The sequence below is a fragment of the Microbacterium sp. JB110 genome, from assembly GCF_003335195.1.
Taxonomy (GTDB): Bacteria; Actinomycetota; Actinomycetes; order Actinomycetales; family Microbacteriaceae; genus Microbacterium.
The window spans coordinates 58,278-82,410 of the sequence record NZ_QPGM01000011.1 but is presented as its reverse complement, the minus strand read 5'-3'; the positions used below and the strand labels follow the sequence as shown (position 1 = coordinate 82,410).

Sequence of the window (24,133 nt, the reverse complement as noted above, 5' to 3'; positions counted from 1 at the left end):
AAATGAAGAGTTACCGCGAGGTGGGTGGGGCGGGGCGCGGCGTCAGGCGCGCACGAAGAGGTAGCCGCGGGCGGCGTCGAAGCCGCCGATGCGCAGGCCACGGCCTTGCAGCACCGCCATCTCTCGGCGCACCTTCATTCGCCACTCGTGTGCGGCGACGGGATCGGCGTCGCGGAGCTGCTCGACATCGTCCGGGATCTCGAGCGTGGCCTCGACGTCATCGCCTGCGGGTGTCGGAGCCAGATCAGCGAGCGCCCACTTCACGTCGAGCCTGTCACTCTCGTCGCCCGCGTCGCCACCGCCGAAGATGCCGTACTGGTTCACCGCGTATTCGGTCACGCGGGCGCCGAGCACGCCGAGGTAGAAACGGGCGTTGCGCGCGACAAGGGGGTCGAACGTCCATGTGACGTTGCCGACGCCGCGCGAGAGCGCCCACTGGCGCTGGTGCTCCTTGAGCTCGCGCCCCCAGCCGCGGCCGCGGAACTCCGGCAGCAGTGCGGTGATGTGCGAGTGCATCGTGCGGTCGTCAGGGAGACCGAAGAAGGCCACGGATGCACCGACCATGCGCCCATCGTCGAAGTAGCCGGTGACGTAGTTGCCCGACTGCTGCAGAGCACGCATCGTGCCGGCGTCGATGACACGGGTGCCGCGGATGGCATCGAAGATGCCCTGTGCTTCGAGGATGAGTTCGACGGTGTCCAGGTCTTGGATCTCACGCATGCACACCAGCGTATCCGTCGTGCGAGCCCGATCGCTCGGGATAGCCCCACTCCCCACGACCCCGGTCGATCGCTAGCGTCGAATCATGCGCGATGCACTCACCTACGCACGCTCCGGTCCGCTCGAGCCGTGGGCCGCCCGATTCCTCTGGATCAGCGGTCTCGCACTGGCCGCGATCATGCTGATGATCTGCGCCCCGTTCTGGCTGACCGATCTCGACAGCGAGATCCTCACTGTGCTGACGCCTGCCGCACAGTGGCTGCCCTTCGCTGTCGTCCTGATCGTGCATCTCGCGATGAGACCACGCGGATCGGGCGGCGAGCGCGTGCGGTTCCGGCGCCTGCTGGCGGTCGGCGTGCGCCCCGTCGGCCGGATGTTCGCTGCGATCGGGCTGATGGTCATCACGTTCGTCGGCGTCCCGCTCGTGACGATCCTGGTCACCGCCGGAGCCGGCTTGGTCGACATCACGCGGGTGGAGGGGGCCGCGAGCGCTGGTCTGCTCGTGCTGCCGCTCGCGATCGGATTCATGGTGTTCACGTTCGGGGAGGAGGCGGGCTGGCGCGGCGTCGTCCAGTCGGTGCTCGCGCCTCTCGGCTTCTGGCGATCGACGCTTCTCATCGGCGCGTACTGGGCACTGTGGCACCTGCCGCTGACCCTGACGTACTACCTCGACGGCACCATGCCGCTGCGCGATGTGGCGACCACGACGGTGAATCTGCTGTTCGCCGCCGTCGCGATCAGCGCCGCCCGCTACCTCGGCTCATCCGTCTGGCCCGCAGTGTTCGCCCACGCGCTGATGAACATGATGGGCCAGTACGCGTACTCCAACCTGATCACGCCGATCGGGTCACTCGACGATGGCAGCTACTGGGGCTTCTCCGGCATCAGCTGGGTGGTGTGGGCCATCGCCGTCGCGCTTCTCTCCCTCGCCGTGAAGCGGCGAGCCGTGGTCACGGCGGGAACCTGACCCCGCGGAGGCGGTTCTCGCGCGACGACACGCACTCATGCGGGAGCCGTTCGCCCCTCGTGCATGCGATCGCTGGCGTGCTTCTTCGTGACCGGCTTCAGTGCGGTGGCCGCGCCGAGGCCGGTCGGCGGCATCGCGTAGTAGAGCGTCTCCGCGCGCTCGACGACGAAGGTCTCGTGCCAGATGCCGACCGATCCGTTCGCGGTGCGAGCCCGTCGGTTGAACGCACCCCAGGCAGGACGATGCTTCGCATCGGGGTTCGAGGCGTACTCGTAGAGCTTGTCGAGGCTGGTCCAGTAGAGCAGAACGCTGGGCGTGCGGGGCAGCCCGAACAGTCGATAGCCGACGGCGCCCGAATCCGGATCGCTCATCAGCTCTCTGATCATCGGAGGCATCGCTGTGAAGGTCGGCCACCAGTCCCTGACGCGCGACCAGCGGTTGATGCGCATGCCGATCAGGAAGACGACGAGCTCGCCGTCGTAGTCATGGGTCAGACGTTCGGGTTTCGAGCGCATGGGAGCTTCTCCTCTGGACAGTCAGTTGGGTAGTCTCACTATCCAATAATGGATAGTGAGACTACCCAATGTCAAGAGAACTTCGCCAGGCGCTCCCGAAACGGCGCTCCCGGTGCGTCCGCGAGGGGCGACGCGACCCGCCCGTCCACAATCGTGACGAGGTCGTCGAATGCGCCGCGGTGCACGAGGTCGTGCGTCACGAGCAGCGTGGCCGTACCGCGATCACGCGTGAGATCGGCGATGAGACACATCACCTCGGCGCCCCGTTCCTGGTCGAGGGCGCTCGTGGGCTCGTCCACGAGCAGCACCTCAGGCGCATGGACCATACCGCGCGCGATGGCTGCTCGTTGACGCTGACCGCCCGAGAGCTGATGAGGGCGCTTGCCGGCATGGGCGGAGAGGCCGACCGCGTCGAGCAGTCCGTCGACGCGTTCACGAATCCTCGTCGCCCGAGGAGAACGGCGAGAGCCGCCGAGCTCGGCCATGACCAGCAGCTGTTCCCGCACGGTGAGCGCAGGGAGCAGGTTCGCCTGCTGGAACACGATGCCTATGCGCTCCCGCCGGAGCGCGGTGGCCTCCTTCTTCGACAGCTGTGACGCGTCGACGATGCCTGAGCCGTCTCCGATGAGGACTCCTCCGGCATCGGGGCGGATCAGCGTGGCGGCGACGGCCAAGATGCTCGACTTCCCCGAGCCGGACGGGCCAGTGATGCCGGTGACGGTGCCGTTGTCTCCGCGCAGGGTGACGTTGTCGACAGCGGTGATGCGCTGCTCCCCGTCTGGGAATGTGAGGGTGACGTTCTGCAGTTCGATCATCAGTTGCTCCCGAGTGCGGTGAGGGGGTCGGCCTTGGTAACGGATCGCAGCGCGAAGGCCGCGCCGGCGAGGCCCAGCACGACCATCACGGCCGCCGGGACGAGGGTGGTGAGAACGCTCACCACGAATGGCAGCGCCTGGCCGGCGAGGGCGCCGAGACCGATCACGGCGAGAAGGCCCACCCCGATGCCTGCGCCCAGCACGATCAGCGCCTGCCCGAGTGCGTCGCGCACAAGCGATCCGGTCGTGGCACCGAGAGCTTTGAGGACGGCGATATCTCCCGCCCGCTGCATGGTCCACACCGTGAAGAACGCTCCGACGACGAGAGCGGAGATGCCGAAGAGCATCGCGATCATCAGGCCCAGCGAGCCGATCTCCGAGGTGAACGCCTCGAGCGCGGTGAGGCTCGCAAGCGGAGTCTCCGCGACGGTGCCGCTTCGATCCGCAGCTGCGGCCCAATCGACATCGCCCGCGACGGCGAGCACAGTGGCGTCACCGGTGCCTCCGATGCGCTTGCTGGCCTCACCCCATGCTGACGGCGTCATCGCGACGACGGGAGTATGGCTGTACCAGAGATCTTCACCGATGGATGCGATCGTGAACTCCTCGCCGATGATCGTCATCGTGTCACCGACACGCGCGTCGAGCGCCTCGGCGGCGCCCTGCGACAGACTCACGTCGTCATCGCTCGACGGCGCAAGTGCGAGCAGCGGATTCGACGCGGCATCCGGGGCGTCCTTCGGCAGACCGAAGAGGGCCACCCCCGTCGGATCTTCCGAATCACCGATCGAGGCACGTGATTGCGCGATGCCGATGGGCACCACCGATTCGGCCCCTTCTGCCTGCTGCCATGCCTCCACGGCACTCTCGTCGAGCGACGACGTCGCGAAGCTCGGCGACCCGCTCTCCGGCTGCTGCAGCACCACCCGATCCCCCGGAAGGTGCAGCACAGAGGAGATGTTCTGGGCGGCGAGGCCACCGGTGAGACCAGACAGGAACCCGACGAGCAGGGTGATGAGGGCGACGACCGACCCGATGAGCAGAAACCGCCCCCGGGCGAACCTGAGCTCTCTCCAAGCGACGAACACGTTTCACCTTTCCGTCCGCACACTCTGCACGAACTGCCTTCAAGCCTTGTCTCGCGCCCCGTTCGCCACATCGCCTCTTCCATGGGAATCGCACTCAAACTTTCGATTGATGCCCTGCCGGGATCGCCCGCCTAGTCTTGAATCGCCATGTCGCACACGTCCCTCGCCCCGATGTTCACCACGCTCCGCCTCGGGCTGCATCTCCTGCTCATCGGGCTCGTGGTCTTCGCCGTCGTGCGCGCCTTCGTGGTGTCGTCACCGCTGACGACATGGACTCTCGTCGTAGGAATCGCGTTCGTGGCGGTGTACGTCGCCGGCGCATGGGCTGCGCGCGAACGCGGCGGCGCGAGAAGGCCTGATCGCCGGTTCGCCATCGCCTGGGCGGCCGCACTGACGCTGCTCTGGGCGCTGCTGGTCTGGCTCAGCCCCGAGGGCGCCTACGTCGTCTTCCCTCTCTTCTTCCTCTATCTCCACCTGCTGCCTGGCGCGAGCGGCATCGTCGTGGTCGTGTGCGCGACCGGGTTCTCGATCGTCGCGCTCGGTATGCATTCGGGCTTCAGCGCCGGAGGCGCGGTCGGTCCCCTCATCGGCGCCGGAGTCGCGCTGCTGATCGGTCTCACCTACCGCGCCCTTGCGCGTGAGGCCGAGGAGCGGGAGCGGCTGCTGACAGAGCTGCTCAGAACACGCCAGCAGCTCGCCGAGTCCGAACGGGAACAGGGCGCTCTGGCCGAACGCGCACGACTCGCACGTGAGATCCACGACACCGTCGCCCAGGGCCTGTCGAGCATTCAGATGCTGCTGCGCGCCGCTGAACGTGATGCCGCCGAACCCGGCGCCGGCTATCTCAGACTGGCGCGCGAGACGGCGGCCGACAGCCTTGCCGACACGCGACAGATCATCCGCGAGCTCACCCCGAGCCGCCTCGACAACGGATTGGCAGCGGCCCTCCGCCGATTGGGGAACGATCAGTCCGAGCGCTCCTCCGTGCCGGTCGATGTGGCCGCCGACGAACTCGACCTGCCGATGGATGCTCAGACGGCTCTGCTGCGCGTGGCCCAAGGCGCTCTCTCGAATGCGACCCGCCATGCGGAGGCCTCCCACATCTGGATCAGCCTCACGTCAACGCCCGACTCGGTGAGTCTGGCCGTGCGCGACGATGGCCGCGGTTTCGTCTCATCGAGCGCCGAAACGGTCACGCACCGGGCGGACTCCTTCGGACTGCAGGCGATGCGGGAACGCGTGGAACAGCTGAGCGGCAGTCTCGAGATCGCGTCGACTCCCGAGCACGGCACCACGATCACCGCGCGGCTGGCCATCGCGCAGGAATCGGAGGGGCGAGGATGATCCGGATCGTGCTTGCCGACGACCACCCCGTCGTGCGCACCGGAATGCGCGCCATGCTCTCCGGCGACACCGACCTGGACGTCGTCGGCGAGGCCGCGACGCCTGACGAGGCGGTGGCGCTCGCCACCGAGCTCGAACCGGATGTCGTGCTCATGGATCTGCAGTTCGGCACCGAGAAGACCGGAGCGGATGCGACGCGCCTCATTCGCCTCCTCCCCGAACCGCCCGCTGTCCTGGTGCTCACCAACTACGACACCGATGGCGACATCTTGGGCGCCGTCGAGTCCGGAGCCAGCGGCTACCTGCTCAAGGACACCCCTCCCGCCGAACTCATCGCTGCGATCCGAGCGGCCGCTGCTGGCGAGACCGCGCTCGCCCCGGCGATCGCGGGGCGCCTGCTCGCGCGGGTGCGGGCACCCCGGCCCGTCCTCAGCTCACGTGAGACCGATGTGCTTCGGCTTGTCGCCGACGGCGCTTCGAACGGTCTGATCGCTCAGCGACTGCACATCAGCGAAGCCACGGTGAAGTCGCACCTTGTGCACGTCTTCTCCAAGCTGGACGTGTCGTCACGCACGGCCGCGGTGGCTGCCGCCCGCGACGCGGGAGTGCTGAGATAGCGGCCACCGTATTGGATAGTGATACTCTCCGATATCGAGAGGGGCTCCATGCGCATTTCCGAACTCGCCCGCCGCGGCGGTGTCACGACGGCGACCGCGAAGTACTACCTGCGCGAGGGGCTCGTGCCGCCTGGCGAACTCACGTCGACGACGCAGGCTCAGTACGGCGAGGAGCACGTGGCGCGCCTGCGGCTCGTGCGGGCGCTGCTCGGCCCGGGGAATCTCTCCATCTCGCAGGCACGCGAGGTGCTCAGCGTCATCGATGACCCGGGGGACGACATGTTCCGCGCGCTGGGGACGGCGCAGATGGCGACGTACGGTGCCGTCGAGGACGTCGACGCGTCGGCGGCGCTGGCACTCGTCGAGCGCTCCGGATGGCGCATCGACCCGTCCAGCCCGGAGATCGCCCAGCTCGCGCGCGCGCTGGATGCGCTCGAGGACGCAGGCTTCACCGTCCCCGACCTCGTCATGGACAGCTACATCGCCGCAGCGGAGCGGATCGGTGACGCCGAGATCGAGGCGATGCCGACCACCCCCTCCGCGGCGCTGCGGTACGCGGTGCTCGGCTCCATCCTCACCGAACCTCTCATCCTCGTGCTGCGCCGCTTGGCGGAGCAGCACGCCTCGGCCGAGCGGTTCGGTCAGGCCCCGCCGCAGAATCCGACGCCGGATATCTGATCAGCGCGGCCAGTTCACCTGGCGCCACGGACTCGCGGATGCCAGCGGCAGATGCCGGAGATCAGACGTGTCGCAGTTCGGCGTCGATGGTGTGCGTCGCCTCCCGCAGGGCAGGCAGGATCCTCTCACGCAGCGCATCGAGCGGCACGCGCGTCTTCGCGGTCGACACGTTGACCGCGGCGACCACGCGGCCGTCGCGTCCGCGGACCGGCGCGGCGACGGAGCGCACGCCCGGCTCCAGCTCGCCGTCGACGATCGCGTAGCCGTCCAGCGCCGCCTGCGCGACGGACGCTTCGAGCGCGCCTTCGTCGATGCGCTCCCCCGTCGCCGGTGAGATGAGCGGACCCGACGGCACACGCTCGCCGACGGCCAGCGACGCCAGCAGCACGCGCCCCATGCTGGTCGCGTGCGCGGGGAAACGTGTGCCGATGGTGATGCCGACGCTCATGATCCGCCGTGTCGGCACGCGGGCGACGTAGACGATATGGTCACCGTCGAGCACGGCTGCCGACACGCTCTCGTCGACGCGATGCGAGAGCCGCTCGAGGTGCGGCTGCACGATCTCGGGCAGTGACAGCGCGGAGAGATAGCTGAACCCGAGCTCGAGCACGCGCGGAGTCAGCGAGAAGTCCCGTGCCCGCGCCCGCACGTACCCCAGCGTCTCGAGCGTGTGCAGGAAGCGGCGCGCCGCCGCCCGTGGAATGCCGGCACGCTCGGCGACCTCGGTGAGCGTGAGCGACGGATGATCGGCGTCGAAGGCCCGGATGACCTGCAGCCCGCGCGCCAGCGACTGCACGAAGTCGCGCGATTCGGTGTCCATCATCCGGATCCTTTCACGTCGGCGCATCCTCCCGTGCTGATGCCGCAGCGAGCACGGGCGCGGGAGTCACCTCTCCAGGACGACGGCGAGCCCCTGCCCCACCCCGATGCAGAGGGCGGCGACGGCGACGCCTCCGCCACGGCGCTTGAGCTCGTGCGCCGCGTGGCCGACCACACGGCCGCCCGATGCGCCGAGAGGATGGCCGATGGCGAGCGCACCGCCGTGGATGTTGACCTTCTCCGGGTCGAGATCGGGCCATCCGGCGACACAGGCGAGCGACTGCGACGAGAACGCCTCGTTCAGTTCGACGACGTCGACATCTGCCCACGTCTTCCCTGCGCGCGCCAGCGCCTTGTTCGCCGCCTCGATCGGGGCGATCGGGAAATCATCCGGATCGACGCCGTGCCAGCCGCGGCCGGCGATGCGGGCGAGCGGCTCTCCGGGCAGAGCGCCCTCACCTCCGACGAGCACAGCCGAGGCACCGTCGTTGATCGACGAGGAGTTGCCTGCGGTGACGGAGCCGTCCGCAGCGAACAGCGGCTTGAGGCCCGCGAGCTTCTCGACGGTGGAGCCGTCGCGAATGCCCTCGTCGCGAGCCAGTTCGACACCGGGAACCTGCACGATCTCGTCGTCGTAGACCCCGGATGCCCATGCCTCGGCGGCGAGGCGGTGACTGCGCACGGCGAACTCGTCCTGCGCCTCGCGCGAAACGCCCCACTCGCGGGCGATCTTCTCGGCGGACTCGCCGTTCGAGATGGTCCAGTGCGTCGGCAGCTGCTTGTTGACCATGCGCCACCCGATCGACGTGTTCCACATCGTCTGGTTGCCGACGGCCGGCCACGGCTTCGGCGACTTCTCGACGATGAAGGGCGCACGGCTCATCGACTCCACGCCGCCGGCGAGGATGACATCGGCGTCGCCGGATTCGATCGCCCTTGAACCCTGGAACACGGCCTCCAGCGACGATGCGCACAGTCGGTTCACGGTGACGCCGGTGACGGATGTCGGAAAGCCCGCCAGCAGCGCACCGAAGCGCGCAACGTTGCGGTTGTCCTCCCCCGCCTGGTTCGCGTCGCCGAAGATGACGTCGTCGATCCTGGCCGGGTCGAGGCCCGTGCGCTCGACGGATGCCTTCATGACGACGGCGGCCAGATCATCAGGACGCACGCCGCTGAGGGCGCCTGCCGCGCGACCGAATGGTGTGCGCACCGCGTCGTAGACGAAGCTTGCGGTCATGGTTCACGCCTCCTTCAGGCTGAGACCGGTGAGTTCTGCGATCTCAGCGATGGTGTTGTCGCCGAACAACTCGCGCACTCGGAAGCCGTCGGGTGAGGTGTCGAAGACGCCGTGGTCGGTGTAGACGCGCGTGACGCATCCGACTCCCGTGAGCGGGTAGGCGCAGGTCTCGACGAGCTTCGACGCACCCTGCTTGGTGAGCAGATCGGTCATCACGAAGACCTGCTTCGCGCCGATGGCGAGGTCCATCGCCCCGCCCACGGCCGGGATCGCGTCGGGAGCGCCCGTCGACCAGTTGGCGAGGTCGCCGTTCTGCGCCACCTGGAACGCACCGAGCACGCACACGTCGAGGTGTCCTCCGCGCATCATGCCGAATGAATCGGCGTGGTGGAAGTACGCCGCCCCGGGAAGGGCGGTGACGGGCTGTTTGCCCGCATTGATCAGATCCGGATCGATCTGCCCCTCTGCGGGCTTCGCGCCCATGCCGAGCATGCCGTTCTCGGTGTGCAGGATGATCTCCTGCCCCTCCGGGAGCGCGTTGGCGACGAGGGTCGGCGCTCCGATGCCGAGGTTCACGTAGGCGCCCTCTGGAATGTCGGCCGCGATGCGCGCGGCGAGCTGGTTGCGGTCGATTCGCGTGGTCATTTCGATTCCTCCCCGGCGACGAGCGGTTCTCCCTCGAGCGTGACGCCCCCGACGAAGGCGCCGTCATCCAGCCAGCGCCGCTCGCCCACGGCGACGACGCGGTCCACGAAGATGCCTGGTGTGACCACGGACTCCGGATCGAGCGAGCCGAGGTCGACGATCTCGTCGACCTGCGCGACAGCGACGGTCGCGGCCGTGGCCATGATCGGGCCGAAGTTGCGCGCGGTCTCGCGGAAGACGAGGTTGCCCCAGCGGTCGCCCTTGAGCGCGCTGAACAGGGCGATATCGGCGCGGATCGGGTACTCGAGCACGTACTCGCGACCGTCGATTCGACGCTGCTCCTTGCCATCGGCGAGCTGCGTGCCGACCCCTGTCGGCGTGAAGAAGGCGCCGATGCCTGCACCGGCGGCGCGGATGCGCTCGGCGAGGTTGCCCTGCGGCACCAGCTCGAGCTCGACCTCCCCTGCGCGGTAGAGGCCGTCGAACACCCATGAGTCGCTCTGGCGCGGGAACGAGCAGATCACCTTGCGCACCCGCTTCTTGGCCAGCAGCGCGGCGATGCCGGTGTCGCCGTTGCCCGCGTTGTTGCTCACGATGGTCAGGTCGCCCGCACCCTGCTCGATCAGCGCGTCGATGAGCTCGACGGGCTGACCCGCCCTGCCGAATCCGCCGATCATGACGGTCGCGCCGTCTTCGATGCCTGCCACGGCGTCTGCGACGCCCGCGACGGTCTTGTCGATCATCCGGCCTCCTGTGGCTCTGGTCGACACGACTGCCCTGTCGACGTGTTCGCTGTGCGAACGTACGTTCGCTCTGCGCATACTTTACCGCACCTCGCCCTCGAGCGGAACCCCCGCGCAGTGCTTCGACAGCGCCGAACGCCCGGCCCTCGACGACGCGTGCGCCCGTCATGCAACGACATCCGGAGCACGCCGGCGCCGCCGCCGCACTACTCTCGAAGTGCACCGAGCCCAGGAGGACCCCATGTCGCGCATCCGCACCACGACCGCGGGCAGCCTGCCGCGAACGCAGGCACTCATCGACGCCAACGCCGCCCGCGAGTTCGAGGACGACGGCTTCACCCTGAAGAGCACGCAGCAGTACCGCGAGCTCGTCGCCGATGCGGTCAACGACGTCGTGGAGCGACAGCACCGCGCGGGCATCACCCATCCGGGCGACGGCGAGTTCGGCAAGGCGATGTCGAACCCCGTCGACTACGGCGCGTGGTGGGGGTACTCCTTCCAGCGCGTGAACGGCCTGTCGCTGACCGAGGTCGACGCGCTCAGCGAGCCGCCGCGCGCGTCGACGCCAGGCGACATCCGGCTCACCTCGTTTCTGAATCGGCGCGACCGGCAGGCCTTCGCCGAAGCGTACGGCGATCCGGATGCCGGCATCGGCACCGGACGCATCGCGACACGGTTCCCCTCGACGACGGGCCCGATCAGCTACCGGGGCCACGACGCGGTCGCCGCCGACATCGCGCACCTGAAGGCGGCGCTCGGCGACGGCGAGCCTGGCTTCCTCACCGCCATCGCGCCGGGCTCAGCCGCCCGCGTGCGCAACGCGTTCTACGCATCGGACGACGACCACATGGCTGCGTGGGCCTCCGCGCTGCGCGAGGAGTACCGCGCGATCACCGACGAGGGCCTCGTCGTGCAGCTCGACGACCCGTCACTGGCCGAGAACTGGGACCAGATCAACCCGGAGCCGACCGTCGCCGAGTACCTCGAGTTCACGCAGCGCCGCGTCGACGCCATCAACGACGCGATCGCCGGCCTGCCGCGCGAGCGGGTGCGTCTGCATCTGTGCTGGGGGTCGTGGCACGGCCCCCACACCACGGACATCGAGCTGAAGCACATCCTGAAGACGGTGCTGAGCGCGAACGTCGGGCAGATCTCCTTCGAGGCCGCGAACGCACGCCACGAGCACGAGTGGGCTGTGTGGGAGGAGAACCAGCACCTCATCCCGGATGACCTGGTCCTGGTGCCCGGAGTGGTCGGGCACTCGACGAATCTCGTCGAGCATCCGGATCTCGTCGCTCAGCGGATCGAGCGGTTCGCGAAGATCGTCGGCCCGGATCGCGTCATCGCCTCGACCGACTGCGGACTCGGCGGTCGCGTGCACCCGCAGATCGCGTGGGCGAAGCTCGAGTCGCTCGGCGAGGGCGCCCGCCGAGCCCGGGCCTGACGGGCGGGCCCGCCCGAGCGTCACCCGGCGTCGCTACGCGTAGAACCCCTCGCGCAGGTTGATGCCGTGCTCGACCCAGGCCTTCATCGCGCTGAGCATGCCGGTCCAGCCCTCGCAGTTGTCGAAGGCGCGGAGCGCACCGCCTTCGGTCGCACGCCATGACGATTCCGTGATCGTCACGAGTGTTCGGGTGTCGCCGTCGAGCGGTTCGAACTCGAAGGTGACCCGCGTCGTGTCACCGCCGTCGGCGGCCTCCTCCCCCTCCCACTCGATCACGATGCGTCGCGGCGACTCGCTTTCGACCACCGTGACGGGGAACGCGCCCGGGAAGTCGTGGAAGTCCCACGTCACTTCGCTGCCCGACTCGAGGCGCCCCTTCGCGCCCCCTGTGGTGAAGTACTTCGAGAGCCGCTCCGGGTCGGCCACCGCTTCGAAGACCTCGGCGCATGGCCTGGCGACCCTGCCGGAGACCGTGAAACTCAGCTCGGTCAGTTCGTTGTCTGCTTCACTCATGTGGTAAATATATAACATGTCTGCACACGAAGACAAGGATGAAAGCGATGACCTGGTCTTCAAGGCGCTCGCCTCCGCGACGCGCCGCCGCATCCTCGACATCCTCAAAGCGGAGTCGTGCAGCACCGGCCGCCTGTGCGAACAGTTCCCGGACCTCGATCGCACGACCGTGCTGCAGCACCTGCGCGTACTGGAGCGCGCTGAACTTGTGACAGGGCGCCGAGTCGGCCGCGAACGCCGGCTGGCACTCGCTCCCCTGCCGATCAAGCGCATCCACGACCGCTGGATCGGAGAGTACGCGCGCGCCGCGGTGGAGCTGTTGGACTCCCTCTAGCGACCAGATGCTCCGCTGCACCTCCTCCGCGCTGATGTGTCGCCGCACCCTTATCGTGGAGGCATGAGCGACTACAAGATCACCGAACTGGGCCCCGTCGACGAGTGGCACGCGCTCGAGGGCGGGAAGGGAATGACCGGCAAGGTCTTCGTCGACGGCCTGGTCGAATCCCGCAACGCCGGGCTCAGCATCAACGGCCTCGCCGCAGGCCACAGCTCGCCGTTCTGGCACAAGCACGCCCGTATCGAGGAGATCTACGTCTTCCTGGGCGGCGAGGGCAGGATGGCACTCGGCGACGACGTCGTCGATGTCACCGCAGGCACGACGGTGCGCGTCGCACCCGACACCATGATGGCGGTGCACGCCGACGCGGACAGCCCCACCGACCTGCGCTTCATCTGCGTGCGCTCCGCCCCCACCCCGCTCGCCGAGGTCGGCAACGACGCGGAGATCTCCCAGGAGCCGTTCCCCTGGAGCTGACCCCGACATGACGCCAGTTGCTCCGAACCCCGCGGTTTCGGAGCAACTGGCGTCATGCGAACGTGCGCTTGCGCGGCGCCGGGCGGGGCCGAGCCGGCGGGAGCGGCGGTGCGGGCACAGCCGCTCCGACCCGGCCGGTGAGCTCGCCGACGCCCTCGACGACCATCCGGACCTCATCGCCCTCGGCCAATGGTGGCAGGTCGTAGCCGCGACCCCACAGCTCACCGAGGCAGCCGCCGTTGCCGACGGTGCCCGAGCCGAGGACATCGCCCGGCGCGACCCGTGACGCCCGCGATGCGTAGGCCACGAGTTCAGCGAAGGGCCAGCCCATGTTCGAGACGAGGTCTTCGCCGACACGCTCACCGTTGACGAAGACCTCTGCGCGCACGGCGAGGAAGCCCTCATCGTCGCCGTACGGCTCCAACTCGTCGGCCGTCACGATCCACGGGCCCAGCGTCGTGCCGAAGTCCTTGCCCTTGCACGGGCCGAGACGCACCTTCATCTCCCTGGCCTGCAGGTCTCTGGCGGACCAGTCGTTCATGATCGTGTAGCCGAAGATGTGCTCCGCGGCCTCGTCAGCGGTGAGGTTGCTGCCCGTCGAGCCCGGAACGCCGCCGATCACCGCGGCGAGTTCGAGCTCGAAGTCGAGCCGCTGTGTCACCGGAGGCACAACCGGATCGGTCGGGCCGAGCACCGTGTGCGGGTTGGTGAAGTAGAAGGTCGGAGCCTCGTACCACTCGTCGGCGACGTGACTCTTCCCCTCCACACCCGCGCTGACGCCCTCGACGTGCTCTTCGAAGGCGACGAAGTCACGGACGGCGCCCGGCTTCACCGGGGCGAGCAGCGTGACGTCCGTCAGCGGCGTGCCCGCATCGGCAGCGACGCGGTCGTGCAGTTCGCGCGCCGCGCCGAGACCGGCCGCGAGCACCGACGTGACATCGCGAGCATCCGGAAAAGCGACGACGGCGTCGCCGATGACGAAGCCCTCTGCGGTGCCGTCCCCCGACCTCCACCGTGCGATTCTCATGCGCTGCTCCCTTCAGTCACGATCTGCTGCCGCGCACCGACGCCGTCGAGCAGCTCAGCCGCGTTCCCGCCGAGCACACGGTCGGCGGCTTCACCGGACAGCCCCGCTCCGCGCACGAAGTCGACCGGATCGTCGAGCCCCATGTCGAACGGGAAGTCGCTGCCGAGCACGACTCGGCCGGCGCCTGCGATATCGATCAGATCACGCAGCCCTCGCTCGTCGTGCACGACGGTGTCGAACCACAGTTTCTTCAGGTACGTCGAAGGCGCGTGCGCGCAGCGCTGCGCCTCCGGTCGCACTCGCCACGCGCGGTCGGAGCGGCCGATCGCCGTCGGGAGGTATCCGCCGCCGTGCGCGGCGATGAGCTTCAGCCCCGGATGCCGATCGAGCACTCCGGCGAAGATGAGGTGAGACAGTGCGACGGCGTTCTCTGCCGGCTGGCCGACCGTGTTCGCCAGGTAGAAGCGGTCGAGACGCTCGTCGAGACTGCATCCGAACGGGTGCAGGAAGACGACGGCGCCCAGCTCCTCCACCCGCGACCAGAACGGCTCGAGTCGCTCGTCGGAGAGCTCCACGTCACCCGCGAACGACGAGATCTCGATGCCGGCGAGCCCGCGACCCAGGATCGCGTCGTCGACGCATTCCAGAATGCGCGATGGGTGCTGCAGCGGCACCACGCCGAGACCGACGAGCCGGTCCGGCGCCTGTGCGACGTGCTCGGCGATGAGCCGATTCGCCTCGGTCGCCGACCAGACGGCGAGCTGTTCGCCCGCCCACGGGTAGAAGTGATTCGGGGAGGCGCTCACCCACTGCCGCTGCACGCGCTGCGCGTCCATCGACGCCAGCCGCTCGCCGACATCCGTGAGCTTGCCGAACCTGTCGCCGACCATCGGACCTGAGACCGCCTGGCTCTCCTCGCCGTTGCGGCGCAGGTCCAGAGCGGCGGCGCCTGCGACGCCATCCGGATCGCGCCGCTCGACCTCGGCCTGCAGCGACGGCATCAGCAGGTGCGCGTGTACGTCGGTGACCACGACCTCGCTCATGCCGGTTCCGCCATCTTCTGCGCGATGCCGAAGATCAGCCCGCCCGCGTCGGCGTCGCGATCGCCGTCGATCTGCCACTGCCCGAGCTGCACCGATGCCTCGACGACGGCGCGTGCCCGCGGCAGTCGTCGCGCGTGGAACTCGTCCCACAGGGTCTCGTCGATCGCGTCTCGACCTGTGATCAGCTCGGTGAGCACGAGGGCGTCCTCCAAACCCTGCGCCGCGCCCTGCGCGATGGTGGGAGGGCAGCTGTGCGCTGCGTCGCCGATCACCACGACGCGCCCGCGGTTCCACGGCTCTTCGACGACGTGCGAGGTGAACCAGGTGTAGTTCACCTGCGCGTCTCCCGAGCGCAGATCCTCCCGGATGTGATCCCACGGCCCGTGGTAGGCCGCTGACTCCTCCAACATGATCTGCACGGCTTCCTCATCGCTGACATCCGAGCGGTCCTGCGCCCTCTCGACGAGGAACGCGTACATGGTGTCATCGCTGGTCGGCGTGTACCCGGCGATGTAGACCGGTCCGCCGTAATAGAGCTCGCTGCGGCCGACCTCGGCGGGGCGCGAGACGAAGGTGCGCCAGATGCCCATGCCTGTCGGCTCCGGATGCGTGTCGACGCCGACCAGCCCGCGGACCGTGGAATTGACACCATCGGCGCCGACGACGAGGTCGTACTGGCCGACCGACGCGCCGTCGACGAACAGCTCCACGGCATCATCCGTCTGCCGAAGGTCCGTGACGTTCGCGCCGAACCGCACTGAGGCCCCGGCCTTCTGGGCGTGGTCGAACAGGATGCGCGCGAGCTCCGGGCGAGGCATACCCATGGCGGCGGGGTAGTCGGGCCCGCCGGTCTTGACGTCGGGCAGCTCGGCGACGATCGGAGCATCCGGGCCCGGAGCCCTCAGCGCCAGGCCCTCGAAGGGGTAGCCTGCGGCCCGGATGTCGTCCCATGCGCCCAGCGCATCGAACACGCGCAGGGCGTTGCCCTGCAGCGAGATGCCGGAGCCCAGCGCGGGCAGGCCGTCTTTGGCCTCGAAGATGTCCACGTGCACCCCGGCCTTCGCCAGCTGGATGCCTGCGGCCAAACCTGCGACGCCGCTTCCGGCGATGGCGACCCTGTTCACTGCGGTCATGTCAGAACCTCCTTGTTCTCGTCTGCTGCGGCGCTACAGGACCGCGATGGGGTTGATCGGGGAACCGACGGCTCCGGTGATCGGAAGCGGCGGAGCCGAGAGGAAGAACTCCCATCGACCGAGCTCGGCGCACGCGTGGGCGAGTTCGTCGAGGTTCCACATCTCGCCGATCGTGAGACCCATGTTCGGGATCACGACCTGATGCAGCGGCTGGAACGATGGCACGTCGAACTCGTTCGGGCGCACCTCGAAGCCCCAGGTGTCGGTGGCGATGGCGGCGATCTCGGTGCGGTGCAGCCACCCCGCCGTGGTCAGCGAGAGCCCTGCGGCCGGGCCGCCAGCGTATTCGCCCCAGCCATCGCGGACCGTGCGCGTGTAGCGGCCGGTGCGCACGAGCAGGATGTCGCCGCGGCGCACCTCGACGCCCTGCGCGGAGGCACACGCATCGAGATCGGCGGCCGTGATGGCGTACCCGTCTTCGAGTTCGCCGTCGGCGAGGTGGCGGGCGACGTCAAGAAGCACGCCGCGCCCGACGATCGTGGCGCGGGAGGTCTCGATGCCGGTGACCTGGTCACCGTCACTCGTGACGACCTCCCCTGCGGCGCGCCCGTTCCATGCCTTGCCATGGTCGAAGATGTGACCGAGGCCGTCCCACTGGGTCGAGCACTGCAGCGGCATGGTGATGTAGTCGTCGGCGCCGCCGATGCCGTGCGGGAAGCCCTGAGAGCCGCGCTCGGCGTCGGTGCCGGTGTCGGTCATCGTGTGCACCGGGTTGATGCGCCGGCGCCAGCCCTTCTGCGGGCCGTCGGTGTCGAAGCGCTGCGCGAGCGACACGGTGCGCCCCGTCTTCACCAGGGCCGCCGCGGAGGTGCGCACCTGTTCGTCGATGAAGTTGAGTGTGCCCAGCACGTCGTCCTGGCCCCAGCGCCCCCAGTTGCGGAACGCCTCGGCGCGCGAGGCGATCTCGCGTTCTGGGTCGGTGCGGTCGAGATCGAGCGGGTTATCGGATGGCAGCGTCATTGCGTCTCCTCCTTGTCCTCTGCGACGCAGCGCACGACCTGCGTGCCGAGCCCTGCGATGGATCCGGTCATCACGTCGCCGTCGCGCAGGAACCGCTTCCAGTGCTGCCCGTTGCCCGCGGGACTGCCCGTGAGCAGCAGGTCGCCTGGCAGCAGCGGGTGCGTCTGCGAGGCGGCGGAGATCAGGGCGGGGATGTCGAAGAGGAGGTCCGACGTCGACGCATCCTGCATCGTCTCGCCGTTGAGATCGAGTCGTACGTGCGCGTTCGCGCCGTCGATCAGCTGCGCCGGCACCAGGAACGGTCCCGTCGGCAGGAAGCCAGGCGAATTCTTGGATCGGTACCAGTCGGAGCCGATCTCCTTCATGTCCTTGCGGAAGGTGAACTCGCGTGTGGAGATGTCGTTGACGATCGTGTAGCCGGCGATATGGTCGGCGGCATCGTCTCGCGAGACACGGAATGCCTCCCGTCCGATCACGATCGCGAGCTCCACCTCCCAATCGTGGGTCTCGCTGGAGGCGGGCAGCGTGAGCGGCACGTCGTCGCCGACGACGCAGGTCGGCAGGCCGATGAAGAAGTACGGCTCGCCGTTGGCGGCGCGGTCGTCCATCAGCTGGGCCGCGCGTTCGCGCGCTTCCTCCGGAGTCGCGTCGGTGTTGGTCGAGAGCCCGGATGCAACCAGCTCGATCACATGCTGGCGGTAGTTCGCGCCGGTCTGCAGCACCTGGCGCGGCTCGACCGGCGCCGTCAGGACGACGTCCGCCAGCGGACGCCACGGTCCGTCCGCGTCGACGAGGGCGCCGACGCGCTCCCATCCGGCCTCGCCCTCCGCGAGGAAGGCGTTCAGATCTTCGGCGCCGAGGTCATCGGCATCGAGCGGCCGGATGCGGTCGCCGGCCGCGAGACCGAGGCGAGTGGTGTCGCCGTCGCGGTAGCGCGCGAGAGCGAAACGATTGTCGAGCGAGTGATGTGACGACATTGTCTGATCCTGACGAGTGAGGGATGACGGAGCAAGGAGGGCGCCGCCGCGGCTCCGAATGGAACCGCGGCGGCGGGTGCTCAGCTCTGGCCTTCCTTGGCGTACGGGTTCAGCAGCGCGCCCTTGATCTCATCCGGAACACCCTCCTCCGTGGCGCTGGGGCCGTCGGCTGGCGGGAACGACTCCGTCATCGACATCGGCATCGTGCCGTTGCGATAGAAGTTGTTCGAGCCCTGAGACGGCTTCCAGGTGTTCGCCTGCCAGTCCGGCACGTAGTTGCGGTAGCCGCCGGTGTTCAGCTCGATGCGCAGAGTCGACGGCTCGCGGTAGTAGAGGAAGTTCTGCTCGCCGATGCCGTGGATGGAGGGGCCGTACTCGATGTCGGTGCCGTTCTCCATCAGCACGTCGGCGGCGATCAGCAGCTCCTCGCGAGTGTCCACCCAGAACGCGAAGTGGTTCACACGGCCGTCGCGACTCGAGCCGTCGAGCACGACGCCCAGGTCGTGCGACTTCTCGTTCGTGGTCAGCACGCTGAACACCGAGATCGGCGCCTCGTCGAGCACGGTGCGCGCCATGAAGCGGAAGCCGAGCATGCGGACGTACCACTCCACGAACGCGTCGACGTCGCGGGCGGCGATCGTGACGTGGTCGAGCTGGCGCGGGGCGCCGGCATGCGAGGAGCGACGCTGCGGGCGGTCAGGGTAGATCGAGGCGAGGTCGGCGCCTGAGGAGTGGTGCTCGACATCCCAGTGCAGAGTCATCGGGTGGCCCTGCGGGCCGACGAAGCGATAGGCGCGGCCGATGGTGTGGCCGTCGAACCATTCCCCATCGACGCCCTCGGCCTCGAGGCGCTTCACGGCCTCCTCGAGGGCCTCGGGGCTCGACGTGCGCCATCCTGCGGTGTCGAGCGCGGGCTCGTCGCCGGGCACGACGACGAGGCTGTAGCGATAGTAGTCACCCCAGCAGCGCAGGTAGACGGAGCCGTCGATGCGGTCGACGACCTGCATCCCCACCTGCTCCTCGTAGAACTTCACGGATGCGTCCACGTCAGGCGTCGTCACGGAGACGAATGACAGGTGCGACAGCAGTTTGATCATCTTTGATCCCTTCTCGGGTGGCTTCGATACCACTCTCGGGGGTGACGCAGGTATCAGGAAAGACGATTTAAGTGATCGACGTCATCAACGACACTTATGTCTTGGAGATTCGGGACATCATTCGACTCCGAGGTCGCTCACCGATACAGGATCGCCTTCGTCCGCCCAGCTCTCACCGTCGAACCGGGTGCGCTGATACTCGAGGATCACGCGCCCGCCGGGGCCATTGGTGAGTGTCAGGCCGTCGCGCAGGAAGGGGTTCTCCTCGCCCGAGAAGTCATCCCACGCCGCGACGATGCCCTCGCTCGTGACCTCGTCGGCCGTTTCGATCGCTGCCACGAGCGCGGCCGCCATGCCGTAGGAGTTCAGGGCGAGCGCGATGTCGGTGTCGTCGCTGTGCCCCGACTCATCCATCGCCTCAAAGAACTCGACCAGAGCCGGGTCGTCGGCGTAGCGCGGGTCGGCGGGATCTTTGCCGAATTGGAACGCGTACGCCCCGTCGACGATCTCCTCACCCGTTGGACCGACCGTCGTGTGGAAGTCGGACATCGTCGACGTGACGCTGATCGTCGGGTCCCACCCGATCTGGTCGATGTAGGTCAGTGCCGAACTGATCGTCGGTGAGCCGACGGCCAAGACAAGCGCGTCGACCCCTGCAGCTTCGAACTCAGTGATCTGGGCGCTGACATCACCGGTCCCCGGCGGGATCTCCGCGACGAGGCGAGGCTCAATACCACCTGCCTCAAGGCCGTCGACGAGACTGTGGGTGAGGTCATTGTTGAGCCCCATGACACCGACCGTCGCCTCGGGCTGCTCTTCCGCGAGCCAAGCAGCCTGCGCCCGGCCCTCCCACGCAAGGTCGGGCCACCACGCACGGTGCAATGGGTATTCGTCGACCTCTCCGAAGGGTGAGTTGGCCGCCAGTGTGAACCCGGCGATGCCGGCTTCGGCCAGGTAGTCGCGGCCCGCTATCGCGATACCCCCGAAATTGATCACGGCGACCGCACCGTCCTCGGCGAATTGACGCTGATTCTCAACGAGACGAGCAGGGTCGTATGCATCGTCGGCGACACTCAACTCGATCGTGCGACCATCGACACCGCCGTCCGCATTGACTCTGTCGAAGTACGCCTCGATGCCCGAGAGGCCCGGAGCGACGTCGGCAAGAGGCCCGCTCAGGGGCCAGCTCGCGCCGATCACGATCGACTCGCTCGGGTCAGCCTCCCCGCCGTCGTCGTCACCGCGACCCGTGCAGCCGACGACCAGTCCGGCCGTCGCGATCAGGGCGAAGGTGCTCAGCGCGAAGTTGCGCCTGCTGCGTTGCATACTCATGAGATCTCCTTCTCATCCGGTGCTGTGTGACGTGTAGGTCTGCGCGCGGTCATCCGGCGCACGAATGCGACCACCGATCCGACTAGTCCGTTCGGGGCGAAGAGCACGCACAGGGCGAGGATGATCGCGAAGATGAGGTCAGCAAGGTGCCCGGATGCCTGGCCCGCGATGAATCCGCTGGTCATCGTCGGCAGATAGACGACGAGCGCTCCGCCGATGATCGCGCCGATCCACGATCGAGTGCCCCCGACCACGGCGGCGACGAGCAGCGTGATCGAGAACAGCAATGGGTAGGAATCCGGCACGACGAGGCCGAGCACGAGCCCGTAGAGCCCGCCGGCGAGCCCCGCGACGGCGGCGCTGACGACGAAGAACTGCAGCTTCACGCGGTGGACGTCGATGCCGCTCGACGCGGCGAGGATCTGCCCCGACCGGATTGCGGCGAGCGCCCCGCCTGCGCGTCCCGAAACAAGCCGCTGCAGCAAGAACAGAACCGCGATCAGAATCGCGAAGACCACGAGGAACATCCACTGCGCCTCGGTCAGCCCGTCCGATGGCGACGAGAACGCTCCCATCGCAACGATCCCCGACTGCCCTCCGGTCACCTCCGAGAATCGGAACAGCGCGATCGGGAAGACTGCCGCGATGACGATTGTGAACAGTCCGAGGTTGAAGCCTCCCAGTCGCACCGCGGGGATGCCGATGACCAAGCCGACGACGGCGCTGACGAGCACCCCGACGAGAATGCCGACGACAGGCGAGACGCCGAGATCGCGCATCGACATGAGCGTCGCGTACCCGCCGATCCCGAAAACGGCGCCGTGCCCGAGACTGACCTGGCCGGTGAAGCCCAGGACGAGGTTGAGACTCGCGACGCACATCGCGACCGTCACGATGCGGCTGAGGTTGTACAGATCGTAGTCACTGACCAGGAAGGGCAGGGCGAACCCGATCAGGATGGCGAGCGTGACAGCGCCACGCCCGATCAGGGCCGGGATGTCTCTGGCCTGGGCGTTCATGCGCGCACCACACTTCCTCGGCCGAACAGACCGGCGGGTTTCACGAGGATCACGACGATCACGACGACGAAGGCGAAGACGACGTTGAGGTCGCCTCCGAGACCTGGCACGTAGCGACCTCCGAGAGCCGTGAGGATTCCGATCAGGAGTCCACCGATGACAACGCCGACACGGCTCGAGAGGCCGCCGAGGTTCGCGGCGGCGAGGGCCATGAGCAACGGCACGAGCATCATGCCCGGAGTGAGGCCCGACGTCGGCGCCGCGACGAGGCCGGCGACGGCGCCGACGGCGCAGGCCACGGCCCATCCGGCCGACCGCCACAGCCCCGGTCGCAGACCGAGAAGCGCTGCGGAGTCGCCGTTCTGCGCGACGGCACGCAGCCGCAGACCGAAGGACGTGCGCGTGAACAGCAGGGACATGGCGATCATCGTGACGAGCACGAGGCACACGCCGCCGATCTGCTGGCTGGTCACGCGCACATCGCCGAACATGACGACCCACGAACCGAACGGGTTCGGGAACGATCGCGGGTCGGTGCCCCACAGCATCGCGACGGCAGCGTGAATCCCGAGCAACAACGTCACGCTGAGTGTCATGAGCGAATCCTCGCGCTTCGGCGGAATCCACCGAACGATGCCTTGGTAGGTGACGACACCGAGCAGCGCCGATCCCCCGATCGCGATGATCATCGCGGGCCAGACCGGAATGCCAGCCATGATCGCAGCCCATGCGACGTACGCGGCCACTACCGCCATCTCGCCCTGGGCGAGGTTGATCATGCCGGTGCCCTGAAAGACGACGGCGAGCGCGAGCGCGAGCGCGGCGTACACCATGCCCGTCATGAGGCCGTCCAGGACGATCTGCAGCAACTCGATCATCGCCGCCCCTCCCCGGTCTGAGTGGCTTCGGGGGCCGGCGGTCGCGAGCCCGAGGGGTGCGCGTCGACCGCGTCGGCCGCGCCACCGAAGTAGATGCTCTGGATCGCGTCGACAGTCGCGGGATCGCTCGTGCTCCCCTCGTGCACGGCCAATCCGCGGGCGAAGATGACCGCGCGATCCGCGACCTTCACCGAGAGACGCGCATTCTGCTCGGCGAGCACGATCGTCAGGGCCCACTCGTGGCGCACCTGCTCGAAGCGCTCGAAGAGGTCACGAGAGGTCAGGGGCGCCAATCCCAGCGACGGCTCGTCGATGAGGAGCAGCTTCGGTCGTGCCAGCAGGGCTCGCGCGATCGCGAGCATCTGAGCCTGGCCACCCGAGAGCGCCCCGGCAGGCCGACGACGGAAATCTTTCAGGATCGGGAAGGTCGCGAAGACCAGACCGAAGTCCTTCGCAGTCTCGCTCCTCCTGTCACGCGGACGGGAGAGTGCACCCAGGCGCAGGTTCTCCTCGACCGTCAGGTCGGTGAACGTACCGCGGCCTGCGGGCACGTGCCCGATACCGAGACGCGCGATCGCCGCGGTGGTGCGACCTGCGAGATCCTCGCCGTTGAAGCGCCGTGCACCCGACGCCGAGACGCCCCCGGTGACGGCACGCAGGAACGAGGTCTTGCCCGCGCCGTTGGCGCCCAGGATGGCGATGATCTGCCCTTCGTCAACTGTCAGGTCGACCCCGTGAAGCACTTCGACACGGCCATAGGAGGCCCGCAGACCACTGATCTCAAGCAGACTCATGCGGCCTCCTCATCGTCATCAGGACCGAGATACGCGGCGATCACCGCGGGGTCCGTGCGCACGTCCTGGGGTGCCCCGACAGCGAGCAGCTTCCCCGCGTCGAGGACAGCCACCTGGCGGGCGACGCGCATCACGAGCGAGACGTCGTGCTCGACCAGAAGCGCTGTCATCCCGCTGTGCTCACCGTGCGCGATGATGAGGTCGAGCAGCTCGTCGGCCTCCGCCGCGCTGAGCCCGGCGGCCGGCTCGTCGAGCATCAGCAATCGTGGCTTCGCCACGAGCGCCCGCGCGATCTCCACTCGGCGCCGGTCGGCGTGTGCGAGCTCCGACACCCAGCGGCCCAGGATGTCCTCCGACAGACCGACATCGGCGGCGATCTCGAGCGTGCGGTTCCGTGCGTCCGTCGCCTCGCGCCGCGACCGCGGCAGGGCGGCGGCCGTACCGAACGCACCCGTTCTCGTCCACGGGAGCGCGCCGAGCGCGACGTTGTCGTAGACGGTCGCCTCCTCGATGAGCATCGGCGTCTGGAAGGTCCGGGCGACTCCGGCTCGCGCACGTTGATCAGCGCGCAACGAGCGGATCTGCCGGTCGCCGAGCGCGATCTCGCCTTCGTGACGGTAGATGCCGCTGATGCAGTTGAACAGCGTCGTCTTGCCGGCACCGTTGGGGCCGATCACTGCTGATATGCCGCCCTGAGGGATGTCGAAGGTGACATCGTCCAGTGCGCGCACGCCGCGGAAGGCAATACCCACGTGCTGAAGCCGTACAGCGGGGCCGAGCCGGTCGTCACCTGCATCAGGTCTGCCAGGAGCCGACGCGGAGTCGGGAAAGGTCGTGTTCATCGTCGAACCTCC

At 68.2% G+C, this 24,133-nt stretch carries 27 protein-coding genes; 7 read left to right on the top strand and 20 right to left on the bottom strand.

Annotation, left to right across the window (positions count from 1 at the left end; genetic code table 11):
* Positions 1-42 precede the first annotated feature (42 nt).
* Complete coding sequence (locus CIK77_RS16760; protein ID WP_087055156.1) at positions 43-720, bottom strand: GNAT family N-acetyltransferase; 678 nt, start codon at positions 718-720, stop codon at positions 43-45.
* 85 nt (positions 721-805) lie between these two features.
* Between CIK77_RS16760 and CIK77_RS16755 the strand changes: the two genes are divergently transcribed.
* Entirely contained in the window at positions 806-1,687 is an 882-nt protein-coding gene (locus CIK77_RS16755; protein ID WP_087055157.1) for a CPBP family intramembrane glutamic endopeptidase, read from the top strand.
* A gap of 35 nt (positions 1,688-1,722) precedes the next feature.
* On the opposite strand, the gene CIK77_RS16750 is transcribed toward CIK77_RS16755, so the two are convergent.
* The 3 genes from CIK77_RS16750 to CIK77_RS16740 all read right to left on the bottom strand — a co-directional run bounded on the left by CIK77_RS16750 (position 1,723) and on the right by CIK77_RS16740 (position 4,105).
* Positions 1,723-2,202 (bottom strand): DUF4188 domain-containing protein, encoded by a 480-nt coding sequence (locus tag CIK77_RS16750; RefSeq protein WP_087055158.1) that lies wholly within the window; start codon positions 2,200-2,202, stop codon positions 1,723-1,725.
* 71 nt (positions 2,203-2,273) lie between these two features.
* A complete protein-coding gene (locus CIK77_RS16745) occupies positions 2,274-3,017 on the bottom strand; it encodes an ABC transporter ATP-binding protein (protein ID WP_087055159.1) in 744 nt (247 codons plus the stop codon).
* Complete coding sequence (locus tag CIK77_RS16740) at positions 3,017-4,105, bottom strand: ABC transporter permease (protein ID WP_087055160.1); 1,089 nt, start codon at positions 4,103-4,105, stop codon at positions 3,017-3,019. Before CIK77_RS16740 ends, CIK77_RS16745 begins: the two co-directional genes overlap by 1 nt.
* A 147-nt stretch (positions 4,106-4,252) precedes the next feature.
* Between CIK77_RS16740 and CIK77_RS16735 the strand changes: the two genes are divergently transcribed.
* The 3 genes from CIK77_RS16735 to CIK77_RS16725 are packed head-to-tail and all read left to right on the top strand — an operon-like array spanning position 4,253 to position 6,744.
* Positions 4,253-5,449, top strand: a complete 1,197-nt coding sequence (locus CIK77_RS16735; protein WP_087055161.1) for a sensor histidine kinase — start codon at positions 4,253-4,255, stop codon at positions 5,447-5,449.
* Positions 5,446-6,066, top strand: a complete 621-nt coding sequence (locus CIK77_RS16730; protein WP_087055162.1) for a response regulator — start codon at positions 5,446-5,448, stop codon at positions 6,064-6,066. Before CIK77_RS16735 ends, CIK77_RS16730 begins: the two co-directional genes overlap by 4 nt.
* A 48-nt stretch (positions 6,067-6,114) precedes the next feature.
* On the top strand, positions 6,115-6,744 hold the full coding sequence (locus CIK77_RS16725; RefSeq protein ID WP_087055163.1) for a MerR family transcriptional regulator: 630 nt from the start codon (positions 6,115-6,117) through the stop codon (positions 6,742-6,744).
* A gap of 61 nt (positions 6,745-6,805) precedes the next feature.
* Here CIK77_RS16725 and CIK77_RS16720 read toward each other — a convergent pair whose 3' ends face one another.
* The 4 genes from CIK77_RS16720 to CIK77_RS16705 form a co-directional block, all read right to left on the bottom strand.
* Positions 6,806-7,567 carry an IclR family transcriptional regulator domain-containing protein gene (locus CIK77_RS16720; RefSeq protein ID WP_212647493.1) on the bottom strand — a complete coding sequence of 254 codons (762 nt, stop codon included), beginning with the start codon at positions 7,565-7,567 and terminating at the stop codon, positions 6,806-6,808.
* A gap of 63 nt (positions 7,568-7,630) precedes the next feature.
* Positions 7,631-8,800 (bottom strand): thiolase family protein, encoded by a 1,170-nt coding sequence (locus CIK77_RS16715; protein ID WP_087055165.1) that lies wholly within the window; start codon positions 8,798-8,800, stop codon positions 7,631-7,633.
* Positions 8,801-8,803: 3 nt separating this feature from the next.
* A complete protein-coding gene (locus CIK77_RS16710) occupies positions 8,804-9,445 on the bottom strand; it encodes a 3-oxoacid CoA-transferase subunit B (protein ID WP_087055166.1) in 642 nt (213 codons plus the stop codon).
* Positions 9,442-10,188, bottom strand: coding sequence for a 3-oxoacid CoA-transferase subunit A (locus tag CIK77_RS16705; RefSeq protein WP_087055167.1), 747 nt, complete (start codon positions 10,186-10,188; stop codon positions 9,442-9,444). The genes CIK77_RS16710 and CIK77_RS16705 overlap by 4 nt, the downstream gene beginning before the upstream one ends.
* Before the next feature lie 241 nt (positions 10,189-10,429).
* Between CIK77_RS16705 and CIK77_RS16700 the strand changes: the two genes are divergently transcribed.
* Positions 10,430-11,632, top strand: coding sequence for a cobalamin-independent methionine synthase II family protein (locus CIK77_RS16700; protein ID WP_087055168.1), 1,203 nt, complete (start codon positions 10,430-10,432; stop codon positions 11,630-11,632).
* 33 nt (positions 11,633-11,665) lie between these two features.
* On the opposite strand, the gene CIK77_RS16695 is transcribed toward CIK77_RS16700, so the two are convergent.
* Entirely contained in the window at positions 11,666-12,145 is a 480-nt protein-coding gene (locus CIK77_RS16695) for an SRPBCC family protein (protein ID WP_087055169.1), read from the bottom strand.
* Between the two features lie 16 nt (positions 12,146-12,161).
* Here CIK77_RS16695 and CIK77_RS16690 point away from each other — a divergent pair, with 16 nt between their 5' ends.
* Positions 12,162-12,479 carry an ArsR/SmtB family transcription factor gene (locus CIK77_RS16690; protein WP_087055170.1) on the top strand — a complete coding sequence of 106 codons (318 nt, stop codon included), beginning with the start codon at positions 12,162-12,164 and terminating at the stop codon, positions 12,477-12,479.
* A gap of 63 nt (positions 12,480-12,542) precedes the next feature.
* The gene (locus CIK77_RS16685) at positions 12,543-12,959 is read left to right on the top strand and encodes a cupin domain-containing protein (RefSeq protein WP_087055171.1); all 417 of its coding nucleotides are present in this window, start codon (positions 12,543-12,545) and stop codon (positions 12,957-12,959) included.
* Between the two features lie 52 nt (positions 12,960-13,011).
* Here the strand turns inward: CIK77_RS16685 and CIK77_RS16680 are convergent, their stop codons facing one another.
* The 11 genes from CIK77_RS16680 to CIK77_RS16630 form a co-directional block, all read right to left on the bottom strand.
* A complete protein-coding gene (locus CIK77_RS16680) occupies positions 13,012-13,986 on the bottom strand; it encodes a fumarylacetoacetate hydrolase family protein (RefSeq protein ID WP_087055172.1) in 975 nt (324 codons plus the stop codon).
* Positions 13,983-15,029, bottom strand: coding sequence for an amidohydrolase family protein (locus CIK77_RS16675; protein ID WP_087055173.1), 1,047 nt, complete (start codon positions 15,027-15,029; stop codon positions 13,983-13,985). The genes CIK77_RS16680 and CIK77_RS16675 overlap by 4 nt, the downstream gene beginning before the upstream one ends.
* Positions 15,026-16,162 (bottom strand): FAD-dependent monooxygenase, encoded by a 1,137-nt coding sequence (locus tag CIK77_RS16670; protein ID WP_087055174.1) that lies wholly within the window; start codon positions 16,160-16,162, stop codon positions 15,026-15,028. The genes CIK77_RS16675 and CIK77_RS16670 overlap by 4 nt, the downstream gene beginning before the upstream one ends.
* Positions 16,163-16,195: 33 nt before the next feature.
* Positions 16,196-17,182 (bottom strand): cyclase family protein, encoded by a 987-nt coding sequence (locus tag CIK77_RS16665; RefSeq protein WP_087055175.1) that lies wholly within the window; start codon positions 17,180-17,182, stop codon positions 16,196-16,198.
* Positions 17,179-18,159 (bottom strand): fumarylacetoacetate hydrolase family protein, encoded by a 981-nt coding sequence (locus CIK77_RS16660; protein ID WP_114347292.1) that lies wholly within the window; start codon positions 18,157-18,159, stop codon positions 17,179-17,181. Before CIK77_RS16660 ends, CIK77_RS16665 begins: the two co-directional genes overlap by 4 nt.
* A gap of 80 nt (positions 18,160-18,239) precedes the next feature.
* Entirely contained in the window at positions 18,240-19,256 is a 1,017-nt protein-coding gene (locus CIK77_RS16655) for a VOC family protein (protein WP_087055177.1), read from the bottom strand.
* A gap of 117 nt (positions 19,257-19,373) precedes the next feature.
* Positions 19,374-20,588 (bottom strand): ABC transporter substrate-binding protein, encoded by a 1,215-nt coding sequence (locus tag CIK77_RS16650; protein ID WP_087055178.1) that lies wholly within the window; start codon positions 20,586-20,588, stop codon positions 19,374-19,376.
* The gene (locus CIK77_RS16645; protein ID WP_087055179.1) at positions 20,585-21,607 is read right to left on the bottom strand and encodes a branched-chain amino acid ABC transporter permease; all 1,023 of its coding nucleotides are present in this window, start codon (positions 21,605-21,607) and stop codon (positions 20,585-20,587) included. Before CIK77_RS16645 ends, CIK77_RS16650 begins: the two co-directional genes overlap by 4 nt.
* Positions 21,604-22,485 carry a branched-chain amino acid ABC transporter permease gene (locus tag CIK77_RS16640; protein WP_087055180.1) on the bottom strand — a complete coding sequence of 294 codons (882 nt, stop codon included), beginning with the start codon at positions 22,483-22,485 and terminating at the stop codon, positions 21,604-21,606. Before CIK77_RS16640 ends, CIK77_RS16645 begins: the two co-directional genes overlap by 4 nt.
* Positions 22,482-23,279 carry an ABC transporter ATP-binding protein gene (locus tag CIK77_RS16635; protein ID WP_087055181.1) on the bottom strand — a complete coding sequence of 266 codons (798 nt, stop codon included), beginning with the start codon at positions 23,277-23,279 and terminating at the stop codon, positions 22,482-22,484. The genes CIK77_RS16640 and CIK77_RS16635 overlap by 4 nt, the downstream gene beginning before the upstream one ends.
* The gene (locus CIK77_RS16630) at positions 23,276-24,121 is read right to left on the bottom strand and encodes an ABC transporter ATP-binding protein (protein WP_170934147.1); all 846 of its coding nucleotides are present in this window, start codon (positions 24,119-24,121) and stop codon (positions 23,276-23,278) included. Before CIK77_RS16630 ends, CIK77_RS16635 begins: the two co-directional genes overlap by 4 nt.
* Positions 24,122-24,133 lie beyond the last annotated feature (12 nt).